General features: G+C 51.5%; 23 protein-coding genes, 1 riboswitch and 1 other annotated feature. Of the genes, 8 read left to right on the top strand and 15 right to left on the bottom strand.

The window, feature by feature from the left end:
• Positions 1–45: 45 nt before the first annotated feature.
• From BLR64_RS23940 to BLR64_RS23910, 8 genes are all read right to left on the bottom strand, one after another.
• Positions 46–633 (bottom strand): lysophospholipid acyltransferase family protein, encoded by a 588-nt coding sequence (locus BLR64_RS23940; RefSeq protein WP_090718444.1) that lies wholly within the window; start codon positions 631–633, stop codon positions 46–48.
• Positions 630–1,340: a (d)CMP kinase gene (cmk, locus tag BLR64_RS23935; protein WP_090718441.1), complete on the bottom strand. Its 711-nt coding sequence runs from the start codon at positions 1,338–1,340 to the stop codon at positions 630–632. The genes BLR64_RS23940 and cmk overlap by 4 nt, the downstream gene beginning before the upstream one ends.
• A 186-nt stretch (positions 1,341–1,526) precedes the next feature.
• Positions 1,527–2,180 (bottom strand): flagellar brake protein, encoded by a 654-nt coding sequence (locus BLR64_RS23930; RefSeq protein WP_208607222.1) that lies wholly within the window; start codon positions 2,178–2,180, stop codon positions 1,527–1,529.
• A gap of 158 nt (positions 2,181–2,338) precedes the next feature.
• Entirely contained in the window at positions 2,339–3,703 is a 1,365-nt protein-coding gene (ypeB, locus tag BLR64_RS23925; protein WP_090718439.1) for a germination protein YpeB, read from the bottom strand.
• 117 nt (positions 3,704–3,820) lie between these two features.
• Positions 3,821–3,967, bottom strand: a complete 147-nt coding sequence (locus tag BLR64_RS30425; RefSeq protein WP_167360774.1) for a hypothetical protein — start codon at positions 3,965–3,967, stop codon at positions 3,821–3,823.
• A gap of 74 nt (positions 3,968–4,041) precedes the next feature.
• Positions 4,042–4,737 carry a glutamic-type intramembrane protease PrsW gene (gene prsW, locus BLR64_RS23920; RefSeq protein WP_068729972.1) on the bottom strand — a complete coding sequence of 232 codons (696 nt, stop codon included), beginning with the start codon at positions 4,735–4,737 and terminating at the stop codon, positions 4,042–4,044.
• 80 nt (positions 4,738–4,817) lie between these two features.
• On the bottom strand, positions 4,818–5,432 hold the full coding sequence (locus BLR64_RS23915; RefSeq protein ID WP_068729974.1) for a genetic competence negative regulator: 615 nt from the start codon (positions 5,430–5,432) through the stop codon (positions 4,818–4,820).
• Between the two features lie 227 nt (positions 5,433–5,659).
• On the bottom strand, positions 5,660–6,040 hold the full coding sequence (locus BLR64_RS23910; protein ID WP_167360772.1) for a hypothetical protein: 381 nt from the start codon (positions 6,038–6,040) through the stop codon (positions 5,660–5,662).
• Positions 6,041–6,125: 85 nt separating this feature from the next.
• On the opposite strand from BLR64_RS23910, the gene BLR64_RS23905 reads away from it, so the two are divergent.
• Positions 6,126–7,067: a polysaccharide deacetylase family protein gene (locus BLR64_RS23905; protein WP_244157838.1), complete on the top strand. Its 942-nt coding sequence runs from the start codon at positions 6,126–6,128 to the stop codon at positions 7,065–7,067.
• Between the two features lie 124 nt (positions 7,068–7,191).
• On the opposite strand, the gene BLR64_RS23900 is transcribed toward BLR64_RS23905, so the two are convergent.
• Genes BLR64_RS23900 through BLR64_RS23890 form a run of 3 tightly spaced genes read right to left on the bottom strand, consistent with a single transcriptional unit; the run spans position 7,192 to position 9,004 of the window.
• Positions 7,192–8,040: a metallophosphoesterase gene (locus tag BLR64_RS23900; protein WP_090718433.1), complete on the bottom strand. Its 849-nt coding sequence runs from the start codon at positions 8,038–8,040 to the stop codon at positions 7,192–7,194.
• Positions 8,034–8,414 carry a hypothetical protein gene (locus BLR64_RS23895; RefSeq protein WP_090718431.1) on the bottom strand — a complete coding sequence of 127 codons (381 nt, stop codon included), beginning with the start codon at positions 8,412–8,414 and terminating at the stop codon, positions 8,034–8,036. The genes BLR64_RS23900 and BLR64_RS23895 overlap by 7 nt, the downstream gene beginning before the upstream one ends.
• Positions 8,411–9,004 carry a CPBP family intramembrane glutamic endopeptidase gene (locus tag BLR64_RS23890; RefSeq protein WP_090718428.1) on the bottom strand — a complete coding sequence of 198 codons (594 nt, stop codon included), beginning with the start codon at positions 9,002–9,004 and terminating at the stop codon, positions 8,411–8,413. Before BLR64_RS23890 ends, BLR64_RS23895 begins: the two co-directional genes overlap by 4 nt.
• Positions 9,005–9,070: 66 nt before the next feature.
• Between BLR64_RS23890 and BLR64_RS23885 the strand changes: the two genes are divergently transcribed.
• Positions 9,071–9,979: a hypothetical protein gene (locus BLR64_RS23885; RefSeq protein ID WP_090718426.1), complete on the top strand. Its 909-nt coding sequence runs from the start codon at positions 9,071–9,073 to the stop codon at positions 9,977–9,979.
• A 112-nt stretch (positions 9,980–10,091) separates the two neighbouring features.
• Positions 10,092–10,318, top strand: a binding site (T-box leader).
• Positions 10,319–10,559: 241 nt separating this feature from the next.
• Complete coding sequence (serA, locus tag BLR64_RS23880; RefSeq protein ID WP_068729986.1) at positions 10,560–12,152, top strand: phosphoglycerate dehydrogenase; 1,593 nt, start codon at positions 10,560–10,562, stop codon at positions 12,150–12,152.
• 95 nt (positions 12,153–12,247) lie between these two features.
• On the opposite strand, the gene BLR64_RS23875 is transcribed toward serA, so the two are convergent.
• Positions 12,248–13,087: an SDR family NAD(P)-dependent oxidoreductase gene (locus tag BLR64_RS23875; RefSeq protein WP_090718423.1), complete on the bottom strand. Its 840-nt coding sequence runs from the start codon at positions 13,085–13,087 to the stop codon at positions 12,248–12,250.
• 162 nt (positions 13,088–13,249) lie between these two features.
• On the opposite strand from BLR64_RS23875, the gene BLR64_RS23870 reads away from it, so the two are divergent.
• The 5 genes from BLR64_RS23870 (at position 13,250) to BLR64_RS23850 (ending at position 18,426) form a co-directional block, all read left to right on the top strand.
• Positions 13,250–14,242, top strand: coding sequence for a helix-turn-helix transcriptional regulator (locus BLR64_RS23870; protein WP_090718420.1), 993 nt, complete (start codon positions 13,250–13,252; stop codon positions 14,240–14,242).
• Positions 14,243–14,333: 91 nt separating this feature from the next.
• Positions 14,334–15,584, top strand: a complete 1,251-nt coding sequence (locus tag BLR64_RS23865) for a methyl-accepting chemotaxis protein (RefSeq protein ID WP_090718417.1) — start codon at positions 14,334–14,336, stop codon at positions 15,582–15,584.
• 195 nt (positions 15,585–15,779) lie between these two features.
• A riboswitch (cyclic di-GMP riboswitch) is annotated at positions 15,780–15,872 on the top strand.
• 114 nt (positions 15,873–15,986) lie between these two features.
• The gene (locus BLR64_RS23860; protein ID WP_090718414.1) at positions 15,987–17,627 is read left to right on the top strand and encodes a thiamine pyrophosphate-binding protein; all 1,641 of its coding nucleotides are present in this window, start codon (positions 15,987–15,989) and stop codon (positions 17,625–17,627) included.
• Positions 17,628–17,654: 27 nt separating this feature from the next.
• Positions 17,655–18,023 (top strand): carboxymuconolactone decarboxylase family protein, encoded by a 369-nt coding sequence (locus tag BLR64_RS23855; protein WP_068729994.1) that lies wholly within the window; start codon positions 17,655–17,657, stop codon positions 18,021–18,023.
• A gap of 52 nt (positions 18,024–18,075) precedes the next feature.
• A complete protein-coding gene (locus BLR64_RS23850) occupies positions 18,076–18,426 on the top strand; it encodes a hypothetical protein (RefSeq protein WP_090718412.1) in 351 nt (116 codons plus the stop codon).
• Positions 18,427–18,529: 103 nt separating this feature from the next.
• On the opposite strand, the gene glpK is transcribed toward BLR64_RS23850, so the two are convergent.
• The 3 genes from glpK to BLR64_RS23835 all read right to left on the bottom strand — a co-directional run bounded on the left by glpK (position 18,530) and on the right by BLR64_RS23835 (position 22,302).
• A complete protein-coding gene (gene glpK / locus BLR64_RS23845) occupies positions 18,530–20,023 on the bottom strand; it encodes a glycerol kinase GlpK (RefSeq protein ID WP_090718408.1) in 1,494 nt (497 codons plus the stop codon).
• Positions 20,024–20,139: 116 nt separating this feature from the next.
• Positions 20,140–21,585, bottom strand: a complete 1,446-nt coding sequence (locus BLR64_RS23840) for an ATP-binding protein (RefSeq protein WP_090718405.1) — start codon at positions 21,583–21,585, stop codon at positions 20,140–20,142.
• Positions 21,586–22,302: a response regulator transcription factor gene (locus BLR64_RS23835; protein WP_068730002.1), complete on the bottom strand. Its 717-nt coding sequence runs from the start codon at positions 22,300–22,302 to the stop codon at positions 21,586–21,588.
• Positions 22,303–22,365: the final 63 nt, after the last annotated feature.

Raw genomic sequence — 22,365 nt, 5'->3', positions numbered from 1 at the left:
ATGCCGTTATTCCTCAGTAACTGTAAATACCTTAAATTCACGGACCTACCTTACGCTTGGCTTGCCGGTCCGGATCATCTCATGAATTCGTCCCATTATAACATCGGTGACTTCTTCCAGAGAATCACTGCCCGCCCCGTCAAAAGCGCTCAGATCAATGGGCTCCCCGTAAATAACGGTCATCCGGCGGAACGGTTTGTAAGAACCGATGATAGCGGCCGGAACAACTGCTGCCCCGCTTCGGAGCGCAAAGCTGGCTGCGCCCTTCTTCGCCACACCGGTATCAGAATTACGGGTTCCTTCCGGAAAGATGCCCATCACATGTCCGCCGCGAAGCGTATTAAGGGCCGTTTTAATGGATTCTTTGCTTACGCCGCCACGTTTGACAGGAAAAGCGCCAAGCTTCCCGATAAGCCAGCCCAGCACGGGAACTCCGAACAGTTCGGCCTTGGCCATATACTTGACCTGACGTTTCAGCTTGATCCCGATCGTCATCGGATCGAGCAGGCTGATATGGTTCGCGCAGAGCAGTACCCCGCCCTCCTTTGGCACATTTTCTCTCCCCACAATTTTTAGCGGGAACAGGATGGCATAAATCAAGCGAAGCAATCCACGGCAAATGACATAAATCATGAATGATTTCTCTCCCCGTCAACATAAGATCTGCAGTGGGAGACAATGGCTTCCACGGCTTGATTGATATCCATAAAGGTCGTGTCCAGAAGAATAGCATCCTCCGCACGGCGCAGCGGTGATATTTCCCGCCCTTCATCAAGACGGTCACGTGCTGCAATATCGTGTTCAAGCTGCTCTAGAGTCACTGTTTCCGTGTCCTTCAGCTCTTTGTAACGCCGGAGAGCCCGCTCCTCCACGCTTGCCGTCATAAAAATCTTCACTTCGGCATCCGGCAGTACGGTCGTACCGATGTCGCGGCCGTCCATGACCACTCCCTTGCGGAGTGCCATCTGACGCTGCAGATGACTTAGCCTGTCACGTACCTCTTCAAGCTTCGAGTACTGCGACACCTGGCCGCTGACCTGCAGACTGCGGATATGCGGGGTTACGTCTTCCCCGTTGATCAGCACCTTCTGTACATCTTCCTCCGGAATGAGCTCAATAATCATATCCCGGACAATCCGGTTCACTTGAAGCTCATCTTCAGGCGGAATGCCTTCACGGAGCATATACCAGGTAATTGCACGGTACATGGCACCCGTATCAACATAAATGTAAGAAAGCTTGCGTGCTACCAATCGGGCAACAGTGCTCTTGCCTGCCCCGGCAGGTCCGTCGATGGCGACGTTAATTCTGTCGTAAGTATGTGTACCCTGCCTGTCCAACGGGGCATTCCTCCTCAAACACTCTTTCAGCCGGAAATCCGGCTGGCTGCAAATTCCCGAGGAACCTGCTGATCTTATCAAGAAAAAAGCAGGCATTGCCTGCGACTTATAAAATTATACCACAGTTTGGAACACAGTGCAAAACCGCATAAGGGGCTAAACATGTAAAATTATACGCAAAAATGGTCAGCGGTTGCGGAAATCGAACTGCCGTTCGAAGCAAAAGCGGATAATTTTTTGCCGCTCAGCATCGGAAATCGACGAGAACTTCAGCATGACGAGATTACGTTTGTTGTCGAGCTGCTTCATCCGCACAATCTCTCCTTCAAAATAAGCGTGCTCAATACTGCCGTTGCGGTAAGGCAGCAGCATCCAGCAGCTTAGCTTGTCCGCAACCGCAAACTTGACCTTGCCGTCGCTGAGAAAAGAGGTCCCCCCTCCGCCGACATCATCGGTACGGACTAGAATCCGGCTGCCAAGCGCGTCCTTGACAGCCAGTTCAAGCTCTGCCGTAACCCGCAGGAAGCTGCGGCGCTGGATTTTGAAGATATGTTCTGACTCCGGCTTGCGGATTCTGATCATCCGGATCACATCCTCTTTAAAGCCGATTACATGGGTATTAAAATAGTTTTTGATCCCGCCCTCAGTCAGAAAATAAACGGAAAGCTCATCACCCATAAACAGTTTTTTAAGCCGGGCTTTGCCGATCTGCATGGGAATTTCAATCAGAATCGCATCATCCTCGATGTCCGCAATCCTGGACCTGTATTCAATCTCAGCCTCAGCCGCATCGCTCGAAGCTACCTGTATGTAAAGATGTTCATTAATTTTGGGATACAATCCGGTCACCGCCACAGAGTTAGTAATTAAGTATATTACCGATTATAGCATGGCCATTTGACACCGGGTTAGTAAAAGTTGCAGAGAACCCGGCCAAATTTGTATCCGCAAAAAAAGAGGAGCGCTCCCGTCGGAAGCCTCCTCCATCAGACTGTATTTTATCTTTGTTTATCCTGGGCCCCTGAGGAGGTCCTTACCTCCTCCACCGATTCTTCGTTTCCGTCGGCGGCATTGAGGTAAATACGGTACTGTGAACCGTTGATTTTGCCTCCGAACTCATAGGTCAGCAGTTCTGTCGCATCCTCATTCTCAATCCAGGCCAGCCGGTGATACAGCTCCTTGAATTCCGGATTGAGATGCGTTCTGGCCTGCTCAAGGGATAAACCCGGCTCCGGAATCTTCCGCTTCTCCTGATGCTCCTTTGCATAATCGCTAGCCTGAAAGCCTGTAGGCTCCCCCGTATCCAGCCCGGTCCGGACTGTGATTTTTTCCGGATAAATCAGCACCCCGTCCCGGCTGCTTACGAAGGTCAGATTCCCCAGATTGTCATACCGGTCCGCGCTGACCGCCGTCATGCCGGGAAATCCTTTTTTCTCAAGAAATTCCGCCCCTTTAACCGCCGCCTGCTCCAGTGAGACCCTCGCTTCCCCAACCTCACGGTTGTCGTTGTAGCTTACCAGCAGCCCGCCTTCTTTGGTGAAATTCATGGTGACCGGCTGCTGGTGGCCCTGGCTGGTCACCGTAGCCGTATACGAAGCCCATTCGGTATCCTTCCCGTTTTCGCGGATGTCCACCTTTGCGTTAGCTCCGGCTCCGGCGAGTTTCACCGCCTTGGCTCTGATATCCTCGGCGGTGACCGGCTTGCCGCCGAGCTTTTTCACAGACCGTTTATCATAGATACTCGCTACAGATGGCCCCCAATCCAGCTCAGGGTAAGCTGCAACGCGCTTATCTACAGTTTTAAACCCGTCGATAATCGTGTTGTCCTCGGCTTTCTCCTCGGTCGCCAGCGCGGTTTCCACATCCATCCACCGCAGCTTTTTACCGATAACCTTCTCCTGCACCTCCTGAAGATCCTTGGAGATCTCACCGGAGTTTTTGTAGAGTGCCATCAGATTCGCCATTTCCCCTTCGGTCAACGGCTTCTTGGTAAAATCACGCACGGCAGCCTTGTAGGAAAAATTGGAGATTTTGGACAGGAACTCCTCGGTTTCACTGAACGGCAGCAGTGTAAGCGGCAGCTGATTAATCTCATTCTGCGCTTCACTGGTCAGCCGCCATACATTAACCAGACCTTTGCGGTGCATCCCGTTAGAGGCAGAATTCACAGCAAGGGTATTCCCCAGTTCACCATGAAGACGTTCCATGTGATAGGACAAATCGTGAAAAGCACGCTGGTACTGGTTCTCCGCTTTAATCAGAATCGAGTTCTTCTCCTGGTTCTCCTGATACCCCCAGACCAGCGCTCCAACCAGCAGCAGCGCAGTAAGCGGGAACATTATGGCACTTAATCTTTTGTACATTGGGATGCAAGACTCCTTTCAGTAGCTTATTGCCGTTAGTTTGACAATAACTGAGAAGAGTTATGCACCAATGCAGTAAGCAAAAAAAAAGAGATTACTTCCAGAGCAGCGCCCGGATCAGGCACGCTCTTCAATATCAAAGCCGCTGCTGCTGCTGCACAGGCATTGCTTGAAACCCGTCTGGACGATCCCCTGCTCCTTGCTGCCTCTTAATATGTAGGATTCGCCACACTGTCTGCATACAATCCGGACTTTTACACGCAAAAAAAGACACCTCTCTCCTCTCTGGAATTCCTTAATACGGAACTTTCCGGTAGATTTAAGTGTGTCCATCTCTTTTAAAGGTTAACCTCTTCTTCACGCTTCAGAAAACGGAACGGTGAACGGCTGTTGGCCAGCGCCACCTTCCCCATGCCTCCATACCACAATACGGCCATCAGAGGCACAATGAACCAGATCCAGTAGTTGGACATGGTGGCGAGGATAAAATCGTATATTCCGTGCCATAGCCAGGGCAGCAGCAAGGACACCAGCAGTATCCCTCTTGGCTTCTTTCCCTTGGTGAACTTAGCACGGCCCATATGATAGCCCATAATGACTCCGAACATCGCATGACCCGAGACCGGAAGCAGTGCCCTGATAAACATGGAGCCAAGCGTAGCATGGCTGTACCAGGCATACATTACATTCTCAATTGTTGCAAAGCCGAGCGAAATCGCTACAGCATATAGTATTCCATCATAAGGCTCGTCAAATTCGGTATGATTGTAAATCATATGGTACAGCACAAACCACTTCAGGCACTCTTCGACTCCGGCAGATATCAGAAAAGAATCCACATATGCTCCGCCTCCAAGCCCGAGCACCATGCCCCGCTGAATAATCATGACCGGGAAAACAATCAGCAGTCCCAGCAAAAATACCTTTATGACCATATGGAGCGGTTCCTGGTCGTACTTGTCTTTCAGATAGAAAAAAGTCAGCAGTGCAAGTCCTGGTGCCACTGCCGACGTAATGACCGATAACAAAAGCACCAAACTTCCTCCCCCGAAACTTTCTCTACCGTATTTTTTTCACAAAAGGGGCCCGGCTGATGCCGAGGCCCGCTCTACGCTTATTCCTGGCGCTTAAAATGTGTGCACAACAGCTCAATAGCGTTCTCAGCCATTACTGTCTTTCCGTATTCGTCCAGCACAGCTTCTGTCACCGGGGATGAATCACCGAACTCAGACAATACGGCAACCAGTCCCGTGAGCACAGATTCTTCATATTCCTTCGGATCGAAGTAGAGGTACCATTTATCATTATAAGAATACAGTTTTCCTTGGGAAGTAATATTGCCGATGAGTACATGAGCCGCTTCGACCAGAATCTCAAAATCGCGGAATGCATACACAATGGAGTCGCTTTGTTCTAATGTAACTTCCATTTCGTAAATCTCTTCAGGCATTTCTTCTTCCCCGGCTCCACCGTATTGATGGTGATCATATTTTCCCCGGGTCACAATAACGACCATACCTTGCGCGGGCAATGCGAACACTTCAACGGCAAGCGGACCGGTAGCGTCAAAGCCAAGCTCACTGTACGCCTGGTCCATCATTTCCGTAAAAAGGTCATGCACCTTGGGAACTTCCTGCCACATATCTTCCTTCTGGATGCCCCGCTCGCTCAGGTCGTCAAAAGTGAGGAAAATCCGTATCTTATCTTGACCTAATCGCTCTATTCTCATGACAGGATCCTCCTTTTGCAAGCTCATTTAATATTAATGTATGATGAGTCCCGAGTAATGAGCCAAAAATGGTTACTATGTAAGTATGTTATCATTTTGGCGCACTAAATGCACGTAAATAAATATATTTAATCATTCATTACCACTATGCCCCCATTTTGAACAAAAAAAGAATCATTCTGCGGATGGAATCATCCCCAAAATGATTCTGTACTGCTGCCTTGCGGTTACAAACCGGGTATGACTGTATGCGTGTCCTTCAGAATCTGCTCCACTTCATGTTTTACATCGGGATTTGTACGGATGAAATCCTTCAGCATGTTCAGGTTGGACTCCCTCGACTTCAGCGATGTATCGTCTTTGTGTCCGGCCTGGGAAGATGTCTTGTGTTCTGTTTTGTCTGCTTTGTCATGTGAGCCGTCAGCTGCCGTGCTGCCGAACCCGGTCAACGCCATGCCCACAATTTTGTCACGCGCTTTTTCCCCTGCACCCTGGAGCTGGCCGCCGGACTGCATGAGCGAGGACATCATGGCGCCGCGTTTTCTGGACATAATCATACTTGCGGCTGCACCAAGCACAACTCCGCACAGAAATGACGAAGTATTCATATCTCTAACCTCCTTGTATGGTAAAATCATGCTTAGTGTTCGCGGAAAGATTCCCGCTCATACAGCCAAACAACAAGAAAGCGAGATGAAAAAAGTGGGTAAAGCAATCACAGCCCTGCTGCTGGCAACCCTTTTGCTGTCAGCCTGCAGCGGCAACAACAATGAAGACCTTGCACAGGGCGGTACTGCGACAGCTCCGGCTGCAACTGCAGAAGTGTCAGCAGCACCGCAGGAAGATGCCGCAGGCACTGTAGCTCCAAGCGCATCCTCCAGTCCGGCACCAAAGGATGGCACGGAAGCAACCATAGCCCCGTCAGCTTCAGCTGCTCCGGGATCCAGCACAGCCACTCCCCCAAGCAGTGAGCCGGCGGCTACCGAAATTCCGCTGCTGTACCATATGAACAAAAATTACGATATTGTTCCCAATGAGGAAGGTACGGACAAAAAGGTAGTCCTGCTTACGTTTGATGACGGCCCTAAGGAAGCGGAGATGATCAACGCCCTCATGGATACGCTGGACAAGCATCAGGCCAAGGCGATCTTCTTTGTTAACGGCTATAGGGTAAAGGAGCATCCCGAGCTGCTGAAGCTGCTGCATGAGCGCGGAGGTATTATCGGCAATCACAGCTGGGATCATATCGTGCTGAAGGATAAAAGTTACGTAGAAGTGCAAAAACAGATCGGGGATGTCCAGGCCATTGTCAAGGAAATAACCGGAGAAGCTCCGGCTTTCTTCCGTCCGCCGCATGGTGCCGGCGGAGATGTCGGCAAGCAGGTAGCCGCTGAGAACGGAATGCTGTACATGACCTGGTCTGTCGGATCACTCGACTGGGAGATGAAGGAGAAGGATTTGGCAAAGACCGAAACCTTGGTCAAAAACGTGACGGATCAGCTGCATTCCGGCAGCAATATCCTTATGCACGAGCTCCCCTGGACAGTAGAGGCGCTCGACACGCTGCTGACTACGCTTGAAGGCAAAGGCTACAGCTTTGTTGATCCGCGCAGCATCGAGCTCAAGCAGCGCTAAGCACAAAGCACTTACCCGATTCCAAAAAAAGGGACCCCAGGCACTATTGCCGCGGGCCCCTTTTTTGCGTTTACAATAATACCATACATAAAAAAACAAAAACGTCGCCAACGGGCTGTCAGGTTCAGGTCTTCCCCCTGTCCTTACCCTGGCGCAGCGTAAGCACATGAATCTCCGCCGGACTCCGCCAGCGCACGGGAAGATGCGCAGTACCGAAGCCCCGGCTGATCAGGAGCTTGGCTTCGGCTCCGCTGCCGTCTTTTCTTGGTACGGTGAACTTGCCGGCATTGTATGTACGGTAGAACGGATCGGCATGCATCTGCAGGCTGAACGGAAGCACAACCTGGCCGCCGTGGGTATGGCCGGCAAGAATCAGGTCTGCCGGAACCGAATCCTGCCCGGACAGCCACAGCGGGTCATGCACGAGAATGATCCGGAAGCAGCCAGCTTCCCTGGAAGGGACCGCCGGCAAAGGGGCATACCCCTTTTTGCCCCCCTGCCGCGGGAAGTCGACCCCGGTCAGCAGCAGCTTGCCGCCTTGATGCTCAATAGAGACATTCTCGTTCATGAGCAGCCTTGCTCCGCTGGCCCGGATGATATTATCAGCAAGATTAGTCTTTGCCTTGTAATCATGGTTGCCGTGAACCGCATACACCGGAGCAAGTGATGCAACAAGCTTCATATTATCTGCCAGCCTGGTCAGCGGATTGCCCTTCTCCGTTATATCACCGCCCAGAAAGACGGCTTCCACCTTTCCGGCCAGCGGTGCAAGAAGGTCTTCGGGAAGCCGCCGGCGATGGATATCGGTAATAAACAGAATCCGGAAGCCGTCAAATTCCGGCGGCAGGCCGGCAAGGAATATTTCCTCGGCAATAATGTTCCTCCCGAAAGCGGAAAAAACCATGATAGTGCCTATAATACCCAGTCCAAGCAGAAGGGCAGCGGCGGCACCGATAATCCAGGCCGCTACCATAAGTTTCTCAGCTCTGGTGCGCCCTCGATTCCCCACCAGACAAGGAATGCGAGCAGCAGGATAAACAGGGCGCTAAGCGTGTTGACAAATATTTTGCTCCACCGGACACGCTGAGAAGGATAACTTTGCGAGCGGGAAGGGGTCTCTGCTTCTCCCTCAGCGGCAGCTCTTTGTTGCTTTTCCGCCCTCTCGGCGCCTCCTGAAGCATATCTTGCTTTTCTGGAGAGGCCTCCGGATGGCTTAACTACTTGTCCGGGGTGTGCTTCAGTTGATGTCTGGACTGTTTTTGTTTTACTGTTGATACCGGCTGAAGAGCGGCTTTTGCGCTCAGCGGACTTGCGGCGGGATTTAACCCGGCTTAATTCCTCGCTCATGACTCCCTCCTGTAGCGGATGACCAGGCCTGAAAACAAGTCGATCAGAAAATGGCAAAGTATCGGCGCCCACAATGTGCCCGTGTGAATGTAAATATAGCCAAGCCCGTAGCTGCTGAGGAATACCCACGCGGTCGGAATCCAGTGGCGGAGATAGCGGACATGAATAACCGCGAACAAAATACTGGTCCAGTAAGGGCCGAAAGCGTGTTGAATGGCACCGCGGAACAGCAGCTCCTCGCACACCGCAACCATCGCCGCAATGATAATGATATGCCAGAACGGGCGGCGGCCGAACAAGAGCTCATTTATGCCTCCGTCATCCATGCTGTCCTGAGGTACAATATGTGTTAACAAAAAATCCACAACCAGCATAATGCCAGCCAGACCAAGGCCCCAGAACACAAATTGTGCGCTGTCAGGAAAATTTAATATGTCAATGGGATTTCTTTTCTGCAATAATATCCATATCAGGCCGATAAATAAAGTAAGGCCCTGTGTAATATAGAGATTTAGCAGAAGCAGCTTGTCTGTCAGCTGCTGCGGGTCGGCCTTTTTGATCTTGATGTTGCCAAATTTGAATTTTTTCATTGTAACCTGCCTGTTCTAATTTGTTTTTACATAAGATAATTTCCCCAGAAGAAGGAGCACTAAATTATGAATAGCCGTAACTCCCGCACTCAAATGTTATACACACTGGGCTTTCTATTTTTCCTGATCTGCGCATTTGCCGCATTTTTTACGGGAGTGAAGGTTGGAGCTGACAAGACTGAGGCGAAATATGCCCATCTGACCGATGCTGAAGGGGCTTTGGAGGAATTCTCCGGGTCGTACCAGCAGCAGGATCTTGTTGCTTTCTATCATAACGTATTTTTGCCTTACCGGGAATTCAAGCGGAATTGGAATAACGAAGTGGATAATCTGGCACGCAGCACGGATGCCCGCACGAACGCGGCATCGCTGAAGAATCTCAGCCTCCTGGCTGACAAACAATACGACAAGGTCAGTAAGGATTCCCTGTTCACCAGTTCTCCGCTGCTGTCACAGTCCCAGCTCAATATTCTGAAAAGCCTGACGCTCTTCTCACAGGCTTCGAGCAAAGTGACTGCGGGCACCTCCGGTTCTGAAACCGCCAAGGCGCTGAAGAATGACAATTTTACGGCAAGTGCCATCAAATTCGGGCTGCTCGGGCAAAAGGACTTCTATGAATCCATGCTTAAATGGGGTTCCAAAACCAGCAGCAGCATTCCTGCAGAGACAGGGGCGATTAAGACGCTGTCCTTTGTGGCCTGGAAAAGGATGCCTCTGCTGCTCAAGAATTCGACTGTCGCGAATATCATGCTGAACCGCAAAATCTACGGCGCCTACGATCCGCAGGATATTACAGCAAAGATTGATGATATGATCTATTCCGGCACTGCCAGCTCGCTCGGCCTGAAGGACGTCCAGTCCTCCATCACGCTGCTTATCTCTACTGGAGCTGTGCAGGAACAGGACTTCATGAAATGGCGCGAGCAGTATTACGGGAAAGAAGTTATGCCGCAGCTTCCGTTCTTTTATGAGTAGAGCCAGCTATAGCATCATAACGAAAAATAATGCTCACTTCAAGGCAGTCCGGGCAGAATAAGCCTATTGACACAGCTGGCATCACCATGTTACATTATGAAAAATTAATCAAGCAAAACCGATGAAGGAACAAAGATTCTGAATGTCTACAGAGAGCCGGTGGTTGGTGCAAACCGGTGGCGGACAGTGTTCTTTAGCGCTCCCGAGATATTGTATCGAACGAATAGTAGATGCAATCGGATCATCTCCGTTATCAGTGTGGCCTTTTCGGCCAATGAGGCTGCTTCCTGAACAGTTGCAGTGAATTAGGGTGGTACCACGACAACTCTCGTCCCTTACTACGGCAGTAGTATGGGGTTGGGAGTTTTTTTGTTACCCGGATTCATTACAATTGGTCTAAAAGGCCCATATCCCGCTTTCCGCATATAGCTGCATCCTTTCTCTTTTATGCGACAGCGCGTTGCCCCGTTATTTCGGCAATGTTTGCCAGCCTGTTTGACTGCTTCCGGTACTGCGGGTGCCTTTCGAAGGCATCCTTAGGCATATTAAGCTTTTTAACTTTTAAGGGGGATAAGAAACCATGTTTAAAGTATTAGTGTCGGATCCGATCAGCGATTTGGGTATTCAGCAATTGATGGACGCAAGCGATGTAGTTGTGGATAAGAAAACAGGACTGAGCGAAGACGAACTGATTGCCATCATTGGCGAATATGACGGTCTGCTTGTCCGCAGCCAGACAACGGTTACTGAGAAAATAATCGCTGCCGGCACCAACCTGAAAGTTATCGGCCGTGCCGGAGTCGGAGTTGACAACATCAAGCTGGAGGCGGCTACGCAGCGCGGTGTCGTAGTTATTAATGCTCCGGACGGAAACACCATCACTACCTGTGAGCATGCCTTTGCCATGATGATGGCGCTGGCCCGCCACATTCCGCAGGCTTATGCCAAAACCATCAACGGTGTGTGGGACCGTAAAACGTTCCTAGGCGTTGAGCTGCGCGGCAAGACACTCGGTGTGCTCGGCATGGGCCGGATCGGCAGTGAGGTAGCCAAGCGCGCCAAAGCATTCGGTATGAGCATTCTTGCCTATGACCCGTTCCTGACAGCTGACCGTGCTGAGAAGCTGGAAGTGAAGCTGGCATCGGTGGATGACATCGTGCGCGGAGCCGACTTCATTACTGTACACACACCGCTGACACCTGAAACACGCCACATGATCTCCCGCCCGCAGTTCGAGGTTATGAAAAAGGGCATGCGCATCGTTAACTGTGCCCGCGGCGGTGTTATTGATGAAATGGCACTGGTTGAAGCGATCGACAGCGGCATCGTTGCCGGAGCAGCCTTTGACGTATTCGAGAAGGAGCCGCCGCAGGCTGACCATCCGTTCCTGTCGCATCCGAAGATCATTGTCACTCCTCATCTCGGTGCTTCGACCGTTGAAGCCCAGGAGAACGTCGCCATCGACGTATCGGAGCAGGTTCTGCATATTCTGCGCAACGAGCCGTTCATCAACGCCGTCAACATCCCGCCGGTTGCTCCAAGCGTAATGAACAAGCTTCAGCCGTACTTCACGCTCGGCGAGAAGCTGGGAAGCTTCGCAACCCAGCTTACCCACGGTGCAATCAGTGAAATCAACGTTGAGTATGCCGGAGACCTCTCCGATGTGGATACCCAGCCGCTGACCCGTTATATAGTCAAAGGCGTGCTGTCCCGCCACTTCGCGGGCGATGTCAATATCGTCAACTCGATGCATCTGGCCAAAACCCGTGACGTGAACGTTGTCGTAACGAAATCGCCAAAGACCAAGGGCTTTACGAACCTGATTACCGTTACACTGAAGGCAGATCCGGATGAAGTGCGTCTGGTAGCCGGTACGCTTCTTCAGGGCTACGGCGAACGCATCGTCCAGGTGAACAACTTCCCGGTTGATATTGCGCCGGAAGGTAACCAGATTCTGATCTCCCACAACGATAAGCCGGGGATCATCGGTCTTGTCGGAACCTTGCTCGGTGAAAATGATGTCAACATCGCGTCCATGCAGGTAGGCCGTAAAATAGTCGGCGGAGCAGCGATCATGCTCCTTACTGTGGATAAAGCGGTGCCTCAGGATGTGCTGGTGAAGCTTGCCGGACTTCCGGAAATCAATACTGCGGAAGAAGTTATTCTGCTGTAGGAACAGCTCTCTAAATAAATAATGCCCGTCCGGAACACGCTCAAGGCAGCGCTGCTCCCGACGGGCATTTTCCATTTAATTGAGTGCTTCCGTTATTAAACCATCCGGAAGACAGGTACTTTGCGCCCGTCCGCATCTGTGAAGCCGTACTTCTCTGCAAGCGCCCCGACCTGCTGCGGGATTCCCGATAGGGCCAGCTTCCCGCCATCCTGCGCCAGCGCAGCTGCCGCCCGGCCGATATACGCCGTAGATTCAGTATTCTTAAGCGCCTCCACCTCTTGCCAGTGCTCTTCATCCGTACCGAATTCCGCCAATACCAGCTCGGTACGCATCCAGCCCGGTGACAGCGGTATAACCGCAATCCCGTCTGCAGCAAGCTCTACGGATAAACCGTATGCCATACGGTTCAGCGCATTTTTGGCCAGGTCATAATAGAAATTGCCCGTATATTTATCCCTGTCCCAGAATGTCGTATGGATAATCAGCCCGCCGTTGTCCTTAGTCTTGCGCATCAGCGGAACCGCATAATAATTTGTCATCAGCTGCGCCCTGACTCCTGCTTCAAACATATTGTCCCAGTGTGCCGGCGGCTGCTCCCAGAACGGCTCCAGGCCGATCGGCAGTGCATTTCCGCCCCAGACATTATTAACCAGGATATCAAGTCTGCCTTTTTCCTCGGCAATCTGCCGGATCGCCTTCTCCGTCTCCCGATCATTTGTATGGTCGCAGCGGATTGCGGCCGCTTCACCGCCGAGCTCCAGAATCTCTTGGCAGACCGTATCTAATGTCCCCCTTACTTGTCCGGCCTGCTGTAGTCCCGTGCTTCTGCCGGTGATATAAACAAATGCTCCCGCGCGGGCCAGCTCGATGGCAATCCCTCTCCCCGCCCCTCTGCTTCCTCCGGTAACCAGTGCCACTTTTCCTTGCAGTGTCATCCTTAAGTCCGCTCCTCTCCGGTTATCATTCATAATAATCTGTGCTTCCCTGCTGTCTTTAATCAGTATAACCGGTATATATGTCACCAATTGACATATATAAAATGATACACTGGTAATAAACTGATCATTACAAGACAGCATTAAGGAAAGGAGAACAAAATGAGGGCAGACCGTTTATTATCCATAGTGCTTCTGATGCAAGCCCGCGGCAAGATAAGCACACGCGAGCTGGCCGGGCTGCTTGAGGTTTCCGAAAGGACTGTTATGCGTGACATGGAGGCGCTTAGTGCGTCAGGTATTCCTGTCATTGCAGAAAGAGGCCGGGACGGCGGCTGGATGCTGCCCCAAGGCTACAGAACCACGCTTACAGGCATGAAGCCCCGGGAGATCGGTTCGCTGCTTCTGACGGCGGACACGGCTGTTCTGGAGGCGCTGGGGATCCAGGAGGACTTCTCTTCTGCCGTCCGTAAGCTGGAAGCAGCGGCAGCAGCCAAGCCGCAGGATTCTCCGCTCCAGCTCCTGACTCAGCGTATCCATATTGACGGTGCAGGCTGGCACCCTTCCGGAGAGGCTTATCCTTACCTTCCCCTGCTGCAGGAAGCCGTTTGGACTGACCGGATGGTGTCCATGATTTACAGCAACAACGGCGAACAAAAGGAACGGAAGATTGCCCCGCTGGGACTGGTAGCCAAACGCGGTGTCTGGTATACTGCTGCCGAATGCGGCGGTGATATGCGGACCTTCAGGGTTTCGCGGATTACCCGGGCCGAAATAACCAGTGAAACCTTTACCCGTCCGCCGGAGTTTGATCTGGCAAGCTACTGGGAGCATTCCACTGCTTCATTTAAGGCAGCACTGCCCCGTTATCCTGTAACCCTGCTGCTCAGCAGCTCGGGGCTGCATGCGCTTCAACAGGAGCGGTACACAACCATTCTGTCCACCCGGCAGTCTTTCAGAGAAGGCTGGCTGGAGGCAGAGGCGGAGTTCCACACCCTGGAATCTGCCTGTAAAATCATATTATCTCTGGGACAGGAGGCTGTGGCAGCCGAGCCGCAGGAGCTCGTAGTCAGCCTGATGACCGCTTTGCGGGAAACTTCTGCTTTATATGAAGAAATGGCCCGTAATTCTCCTACTGCCGGTAACGGGATTTGATGTTTTATGTCAGTTTTTACAATAGACTGTTCCCCCGTCAATCACCTATACTATACCAATACACACCATTTATTTTAGGGGGAACTTTATTATGGATTGGATGACCAAGCTTCCGTTAAAACAGAGAATTGTAGCCGGCTGTTATCTTGTCGCCGCATTGTTCGCTGTTCCGGTATTGATTACGATGGTAGTTATGGGCAAACTTATTCTCGGCATCATTCTCATTGCGGCGCTTGCAGGACTGACTTATCCCCTTGCGCGCTTCGTCGAGAGAACGCTTACATCTTCTTTTGACGAGTTCTCCAATGTCACCCACACCATTGCCAAAGGCGATTTTACAAGCCGGGCTGATGAAAACGGATCGATGGGTGAGGTCAGCCGCTCCTTCAACATCATGATCGACAAGCTCAAGAAAATTTTGACCGAAGCTTCACAAATTACCAAGCACGTTATGGATGCCAGCAGAGGGATCGAAGACAAGAACCACAGCCTCAAAATCGTAATGGCCCAGGTTGCCTCCTCCTCTAATGAACTCGCTGTCGGTGCCAATGAAATTTCCGCAGATATCGCGGACATGACGGAATCGATTAAAGATATTGAGACAAAAGTAGCCAACTATACTCATTCCACCAAGGAAATGAATAAACGCTCTATACATACGCTTGAACTGGTAGAACAAGGACGTCTGTCGGTAGATACCCAGGCTGAAGGCATGCGCAAAAATATTGAGGCTACCAATAAGGTTGCTGATACCATTGAGGCCCTCTCACAGAACGCCCGCGGGATTTCCTTGATTGCCAAGTCCATTACTGAGATTGCCGAGCAGACCAACCTGCTGTCGCTGAATGCTTCGATTGAGGCAGCACGCGCCGGCGAGCACGGCCGCGGTTTTGCCGTTGTGGCCCAGGAGGTTCGTAAGCTTGCCGAAGAATCCACCGCATCAACCAAAGAAGTATTCAGCCTGATCCGCAGCATTGAATCCGACATCAAGCAGGCCGTTGAGAATATCGCCATCAATGAAGAGGTTGTACAGGTGCAGAATGAGCTGAACGCCCAGACAGCCCATATTTTCTCGCAGATTGTACAGAGCGTGCAATACATAACCGAGCAGATTGCTTCCTTCTCGCAGGAAAGTGACCTGATGCTGGAAAGCGCCCTTAAAATATCGAGCGCCATCGAAAACATATCGGCAATTACCCAGCAGACCGCAGCCGGCACCGAGGAAGTATCTGCGGCAATGAATGAACAGATCAACGCCCTGCAATCTGTCGCCGATGAAACCGACAAAATGACTCAAGCTGTATTCCAGCTGCAAAAAACCATTCATATTTTCAAATTCTAAATGATTGGTTCTCAGGGCCTAAAGCTGCCGCTCACACAGAGCGGCAGCTTTTTTTGGATGTGCTCTCAGGTTTCACCAAATCGTTCTGCAATTCGTCAAATTTCGTATTTTTCTGCATTATTGTATTGACAATGATAGAGTTAAAAATATATTGTAAAAGTAAAATTAACCAATGAAATATTATCCATTGGACCTAACTTTATATGGCAAAATTCTCCGAAAGGAAATGACGCAAAGCCATGGATCTACAGTCTCAGTTTTTGGGACCAGGATAGCCAGGTTGCAGCCGGGACGTAAGCACCATTACGTTCTGATCGGCTATACTTGCAACTGGCCTGTGCTCATTTGAGTACAGGTATTCTATTGTCACTAGAGTCGCTAGAAAAATACACAACGGATAGGGTGGAGCATTTGAAAACAGTCGCAGATTATATGGCTGAGGCACTTCGCAGCCTCGGCGTAACACATTCCTTTGGTATTATCGGCAAATCTATTTGTCCTATAGCTCTTAAGATGGTTGATTACGGTATCGAATTTATTCCGGGCAGACATGAGTCCAGCTCCGGCTTTGAAGCCGCCGGCTATGCACTCAAAACCGGAGGTCTCGGAGTCGCCTTCGGAACCTCGGGTCCCGGAGGAACGAATCTGCTTACTGCTGCTGCACATGCCAAAGCTAACAATCTTCCCGTTCTTTTTATTACAGGTCATCAGTCGATTAAAGAGCTCGGTATTCCGCAGTGCCAGGATTCCTCCTCTTATCTGGCTGATTTGGCGGATATGTTCAGACCCGCTACACTCTTCAGCAAGCTGGTAGAGCGCGGTGATCATTTCAGTACGATTTTCAATCATGCTATCTCTATTGCCCTCAGCGGCCAACGCGGTCCGGTGCATCTGTGCATTCCCTTTGATGTCCAGACAGAAATGCTGGAAGAATGCCGTATTGTTATTCCTGAACGCGAACCGCTTGTCAGCATCGGCAATTTTGAGCGTGTCATTACCGCAATTAACGAATCAACGCGCCCGCTGATTATTGCCGGCAAAGGCATCAACCGTTCCGGCACCCACCAGGAGCTGGTGCAGCTGGCTGAAACCTTCAACATTCCTGTCGTTACCTCACCGGGAGGCAAGGGAGCCATCGCCTGGGATCATCCGCTGTATCACGGCCCGGTCGGTGTGGGCGGCTGCAAGCACGGGGATGATCTGCTGAACAGCAGCGATCTGTATATCGTGCTCGGCTCACGCCTGAGTGATATGACCATCTGCAATCTCAAGGCGGAGAATCACCCTGCAATGCTGATCCAATTCGATTCCGATCCTACCTTCGTCGGTAAAATTCTGAATTCACCAACCATTTCAGTCAGCGGGGATCTTCGTGACAACCTTAGCTACTATCTGGAGAATATCGACAGGGACACTGTGGTCAGACACGAGATAACTGTAGATGCCAATTACCGCGACGAATTGCCTGATCTGCCTAAACTTTCGATTGCTTCGGTCCTGAGCACTTTAAGCGATCAGATTCCTTATAACAGCTCCCTCTTTGTAGACGACGGCAGCCATGGCTTCCATGCTGTGAAATGGTATAACGTCAAGAAGCCGGGAAGCTTTATCTTTGATGCCTACTTTGCCTGCATGGGCAATGCGATCGGCATGTCAATCGGAGCCAAAGCTGCTGCTCCCGACGAAACCGTCTTCTGCATCACCGGTGACGGCTGCTTCATGATGCTCGGTGCCGAGATTAATACTGCTGTGTGCAAGGACCTCCCGGTTATTTTCATTGTAGTTAATAACATGCAGCTGGATATGGCCCTCAAAGGTATGGAAAAAACGACCGGCAGAATTGACGGCACTCTCTTCGAGGTTCCGATGGATGCAGCGAAATTCGGTGAGTCTCTCGGAGCGGTAGGCTATAAGTGCGAAACGGCTGAACAATTTGCTGCGGCTATTGATGCAGCGGTAGCTTCCAACAAGGTAGCAGTGATTGAACTGCTCACCGACCGTGACGAAATGCCTCCGACAGCGCACCGTGTATTGAATCTTTAATTAACATCATTCAGGGGGGGTTTTTACGTGGAAAGTTCAGTGAACAGCGGACTTAAACATTTTACGAATTTGTCCGGAGATTATGGCAATAAGCAGCTGGCGCCGATTAAAGAGCATTTTCCGGAGCTGGCTGAGTATATTATGGGCAACGCATATGGCGATATTTTTCAACGGACCACAATCGGTGCCGACTGGAAAGAAATTGCTGTCATCTCAGCGCTGATCACGATGGGCCAGTATGAACAGCTGGGCGTACATTATGTAATGGCACTGCGTGTCGGCATGACAGTCGATCAGATCAAGGGCATCCTGCTGCATCTGGTACCGGCCATCGGCGCTCCGCGGGTAATCTCCGCCTTCAACGTGCTGCTCGCTACCTTGGAAGAAATCAAGTAACTTTAAAACCGGCAGTCTGAATGTATATCTCTCGATTTGGGGGCTGGAAGGAATGGGCAGGTTTGTTCTGAAAGCAGATTCCGTGAATAAGATTGTTCATATGCAACTGGAAGGCACCTTCTCCAATGAGGATGGCCTCAAGACAATGCAGGCTTACCAGCAGACAGTCAATCCCATCACAGCTTCAGAATATTGCCTGCAAATTGACTGCCGCAAGCTGAATGTCACCGCACCAGATGTCGTGCCTCTGCTGGAAAGCTGCTTCATTATGTATAAGTCGGATGGCTTTCAGCAGGTGACTTTGGCGCTCGAAAACAACCCGCTGCTCAAGATGCAGCTCTCCCGGCTTGGCCGTAAAGCGGGACTTGAGAATATGCTGATCGTTCCTTCTTTTCAAGAATAACAATTACTGTTAGATCAAAAAAAGGCAACCTGCGGACAAGATTTTCCTTGCTGCAGGTTGCTTTTTTTGTTGTATTTATGCGGTATTGATGCCCGGTCCTGTGTTAATGCCGTGACTCATGCTTTTCCCAGCCCATACTCCGCTCTACGGCGTCCTGCCATACATTATAACGGCGTTCGCGCTCTTCCCCGTCCATCCGGGGCACGAAATCCCGTTCCGCTTTATTAAAGCTCTCAAGCTGCTCTCTCGACCAGACTCCTGAGGTCAAACCGGCGAGTAGAGCAGCTCCAAGCGCCGTTGTCTCCGCGTAAGTTGTACGGGTCACTGTGCTGCCGAGTATATCTGCCTGGAACTGCATCAGCAGATTGTTACGGACGGCTCCGCCATCCACACGCAGTCCGGTCAGCGGCATGCCGGCATCCTTCTCCATTGCACCAATGACATCACGGGACTGGAACGCTAATGCTTCCAGTGTTGCCCGGACCAGGTGCCCCGCCGTTGTCCCCCGTGTCAGTCCGAAGACAGCTCCGCGGGCGTACATATCCCAGTACGGAGCGCCCAGACCGGTGAAAGCCGGCACGACAACCACCCCTTCACTATCCTCTACTTCAGCTGCCCGCTGCTCAGAGTCGGCCGGACCTTCGATCAGGCCAAGCCCTTCGTGCAGCCACTGCACGGCTGCCCCGGCCACAAACACGCTGCCTTCAAGTGCATAATACAGCTCATCCCCCATTCCCCAGGCTACCGTTGTCAGCAGGCCGTGGCTGGAGACAACAGCTTCCGTCCCAGTGTTCATAAGGATGAAACAGCCTGTCCCGTACGTATTTTTGGCACTGCCTGCCTCAAGGCAAGTGTGTCCGAACAGCGCCGCCTGCTGGTCGCCGAGTACCGAGCGGATCGGAATCTCCGCACCGAACCAGCCGGCATCCGCTGTACCGAAGTCTCCGCCGGACATCCGGATTTCCGGAAGGATGGAACGCGGAATGCGCAGCTCCTGAATAAGCTGGTCATCCCATCTGCGTTCATGCAGGTTGAACAGCATCGTCCGCGAGGCGTTGGTCACGTCTGTAGCGTGCACAGCGCCGCCTGTGAGCTTCCAGATGAGCCAGCTGTCAATCGTCCCTGCCAGCAGCTCCCCGCGCTCTGCACGCTCTCTTGCGCCCTGTACATGATCAAGGATCCAGGCCAGCTTGGTCGCAGAGAAGTAGGCATCCACAACCAGACCCGTCTTGTCTGCAATCTCCCGGTCCAGCCCCTGCCGCTTGATCTCCTCACATTGCTGAGCAGTCCGCCGGTCCTGCCAGACAATAGCCGGGTATATCGGCTCGCCTGTAGTCCGGTCCCAGATCAGGGCTGTTTCACGCTGGTTGGTAATGCCGATAGCTGTAATGTCCGCCGCAGCTATCCCGCTGGCCTGAATCGCATCTCTGGCTGCCGTCAGCTGGCTCTCCCAGATTTGCTCCGGATCATGCTCTACCCAACCGGGCCGGGGAAAGGACTGCTTAATTTCATATTGCCCTTGGGCAACCATACCGGCCTCCAGATTAAACAGTATAGCCCGGGAGCTCGTAGTCCCTTGATCCAATGATAAAATCATGAATAATGCCTCCTAAAGTGACGGGTATATGGTGTTCCACGATGAACAAGATTAAAGGAGTCCTTTCAACAAAAAGCACCTCTGCATTCAGAGGCGCTGTCAGTCTAAGTCCGGATTTACTGTTTTTCGACAGGAAGCCGTAGCGTAAAAGTGGTGCCTTCGCCAAGCTTACTGGCGGCAAAAATCTGTCCGTGGTGTGATTCGACGATATTTTTGACAATGGCCAGCCCAAGTCCGGTACCGCCCGATTCCCCGCGCACACGGGCCTTGTCCGCCTTGTAGAAACGTTCAAAGATAAAAGGAAGGTCATCCGGATGAATCCCGGCGCCCTGGTCACGGATCGCAATCTCAATATAACGGCGGCCTTCCAGCACTACAGAGTCGGTCAGAATCGAGATTTGTTTGTCGGCAGGCGTATGCCGGAAAGCATTGTCCAGAAGATTAGTGAGAACCTGCTCCAGCTTATCCATATCGGCAGACTTCAGCACCAGTAATCCTTCGGGTCTATGCAGATCCAGAATAATATCGCGCTCCTTAGCCCGTACCGAGAATTTACGGTAGATCCGGTCAAGCAGCTCACCCATATCAACCTGTCCCATCATCATGTCCGTATGTCCTGCTTCCATCCGTGCCAGATCAAGCAGATCCTTAACCAGCCGGCCCATCCGCAGCGATTCATCATGAATCACCTGCACCAGCTCATTTCTCTCCTCCGGGGAGGAAGCCATACCATCAAGCAGGGCTTCACTGTAGCCCTGCATCATGGAGAGCGGCGTGCGGATCTCATGCGATACATTAGCCACAAAGTCACGGCGCATCTTCTCCAGCCGCACTTCCTCAGTCACATCCCGCAGCACGGCTACAGCACCCCGGATGTGATCTTCCGAATAGAGCGGAGCCATATGAACGGACCATACGCCCTGGCGGACATGCACATTGGCACGCTGATCCCCGCCCTGGCTGAGCGTATCCATAAATAAAGGACGCAGCGGAAGCGGAACGGCGCTGAAAACAGCAAGCTTCGACTCCTGCCCGGCATCGCTCTCCTCCTGATGCTCCAGGTTCAAATCGCTCCAGGTTTCCAGCAGCTTCTGACCATGGGGGTTAGTGAGGATGACGTGACCCTCATTGTCAAAGGTGATCACAGGGTCAGTCATGCTGCGAAGCACACTGGACAAATGCCCCTTCTCATGATTCAGACTGCGGATGTTCTCTTCCAGCTCTGCAGCCATATGATTGAACGAGGTGGCCAGCTGGCCGATCTCATCACTGGTTCGGAGGTTCAGCCTCGTGCCGTATTGTCCCCGGCGGATATTGTTGGCCGCTTCAATGACCTGCTGCATCGGCTGTGTAATTTTGGTGAACAGGAATAACGCAAAAAACGTTGTTAATGAAAACCCGATCATACAGGCATACATGAATAAACGTTTGATCGCCCCGGAATTGGCGAAGTTGCTGTCGATGTAAGGCAGCAGAAACAGCCCTACTGTAATAAGTACAACAGCAACAAGGCAGATGATCGTAGCCCACAGCTTGCCGACCAAGCTTCTCCAGAAGCTCACCTATTTGGGTACCTCGAGCTTATAGCCAACTCCCCATACTGTGGTGATCATTGCTGCCGATTCCGGTGATACCTTATTCAGCTTCTCGCGGAGTCTTTTCACATGCGTATCCACGGTACGTAAATCTCCGAAAAATTCATAATTCCACACATCCTTGAGCAGCTCCTCGCGGGAGAATACCTTGTCCGGTGATATTGCCAGATAATGAAGCAGTTCGTATTCCTTGGGGGTCAGACTGACTTCCTGGCCGCCTGCCGTAACACGGTGGGCATCATGCTCAATAATCAGATGAGGAAACACAATATTGTTGCTGGAGTTACTCTCTTTGGATAAAAAGGCAGTTGCCGAGGAACGGCGCATAATCGCCTTGACCCGGTAAATAACCTCGCGCGGGCTGAACGGCTTAACCACATAGTCATCGGCTCCCATTTCAAAGCCTTGTACACGGTTGATTTCTTCACCCTTGGCAGTCAGCATCAGAACGGGAGTAGATTTGACGCCTCTAAGCCTTGTCAATACCTCGATCCCGTCGATTCCCGGCAGCATCACATCCAGCAGGATCAGACCGTAATCATTGGCTGTAGCTTTGCGCAGAGCCATTTCGCCGTCTTCCGCTTCGTCGATTTCGTAGCCTTCTTTTTCAAGATACATTTTCAGCAGGCGGCGAATGCGCTCCTCGTCATCCACCACCAGAATTCTATTCAGATGCTCAGCCATTAACAACAACTCCTCCATCAAATACAGTTGAACATTACCCTGGTACACATCACGCCCGAGGCA

The sequence above is a fragment of the Paenibacillus typhae genome (genome assembly GCF_900099765.1).
In the GTDB taxonomy this organism is placed as follows: Bacteria; Bacillota; Bacilli; order Paenibacillales; family Paenibacillaceae; genus Paenibacillus_AQ; species Paenibacillus_AQ typhae.
This window is presented reverse-complemented; position numbering and strand designations above follow the sequence as displayed.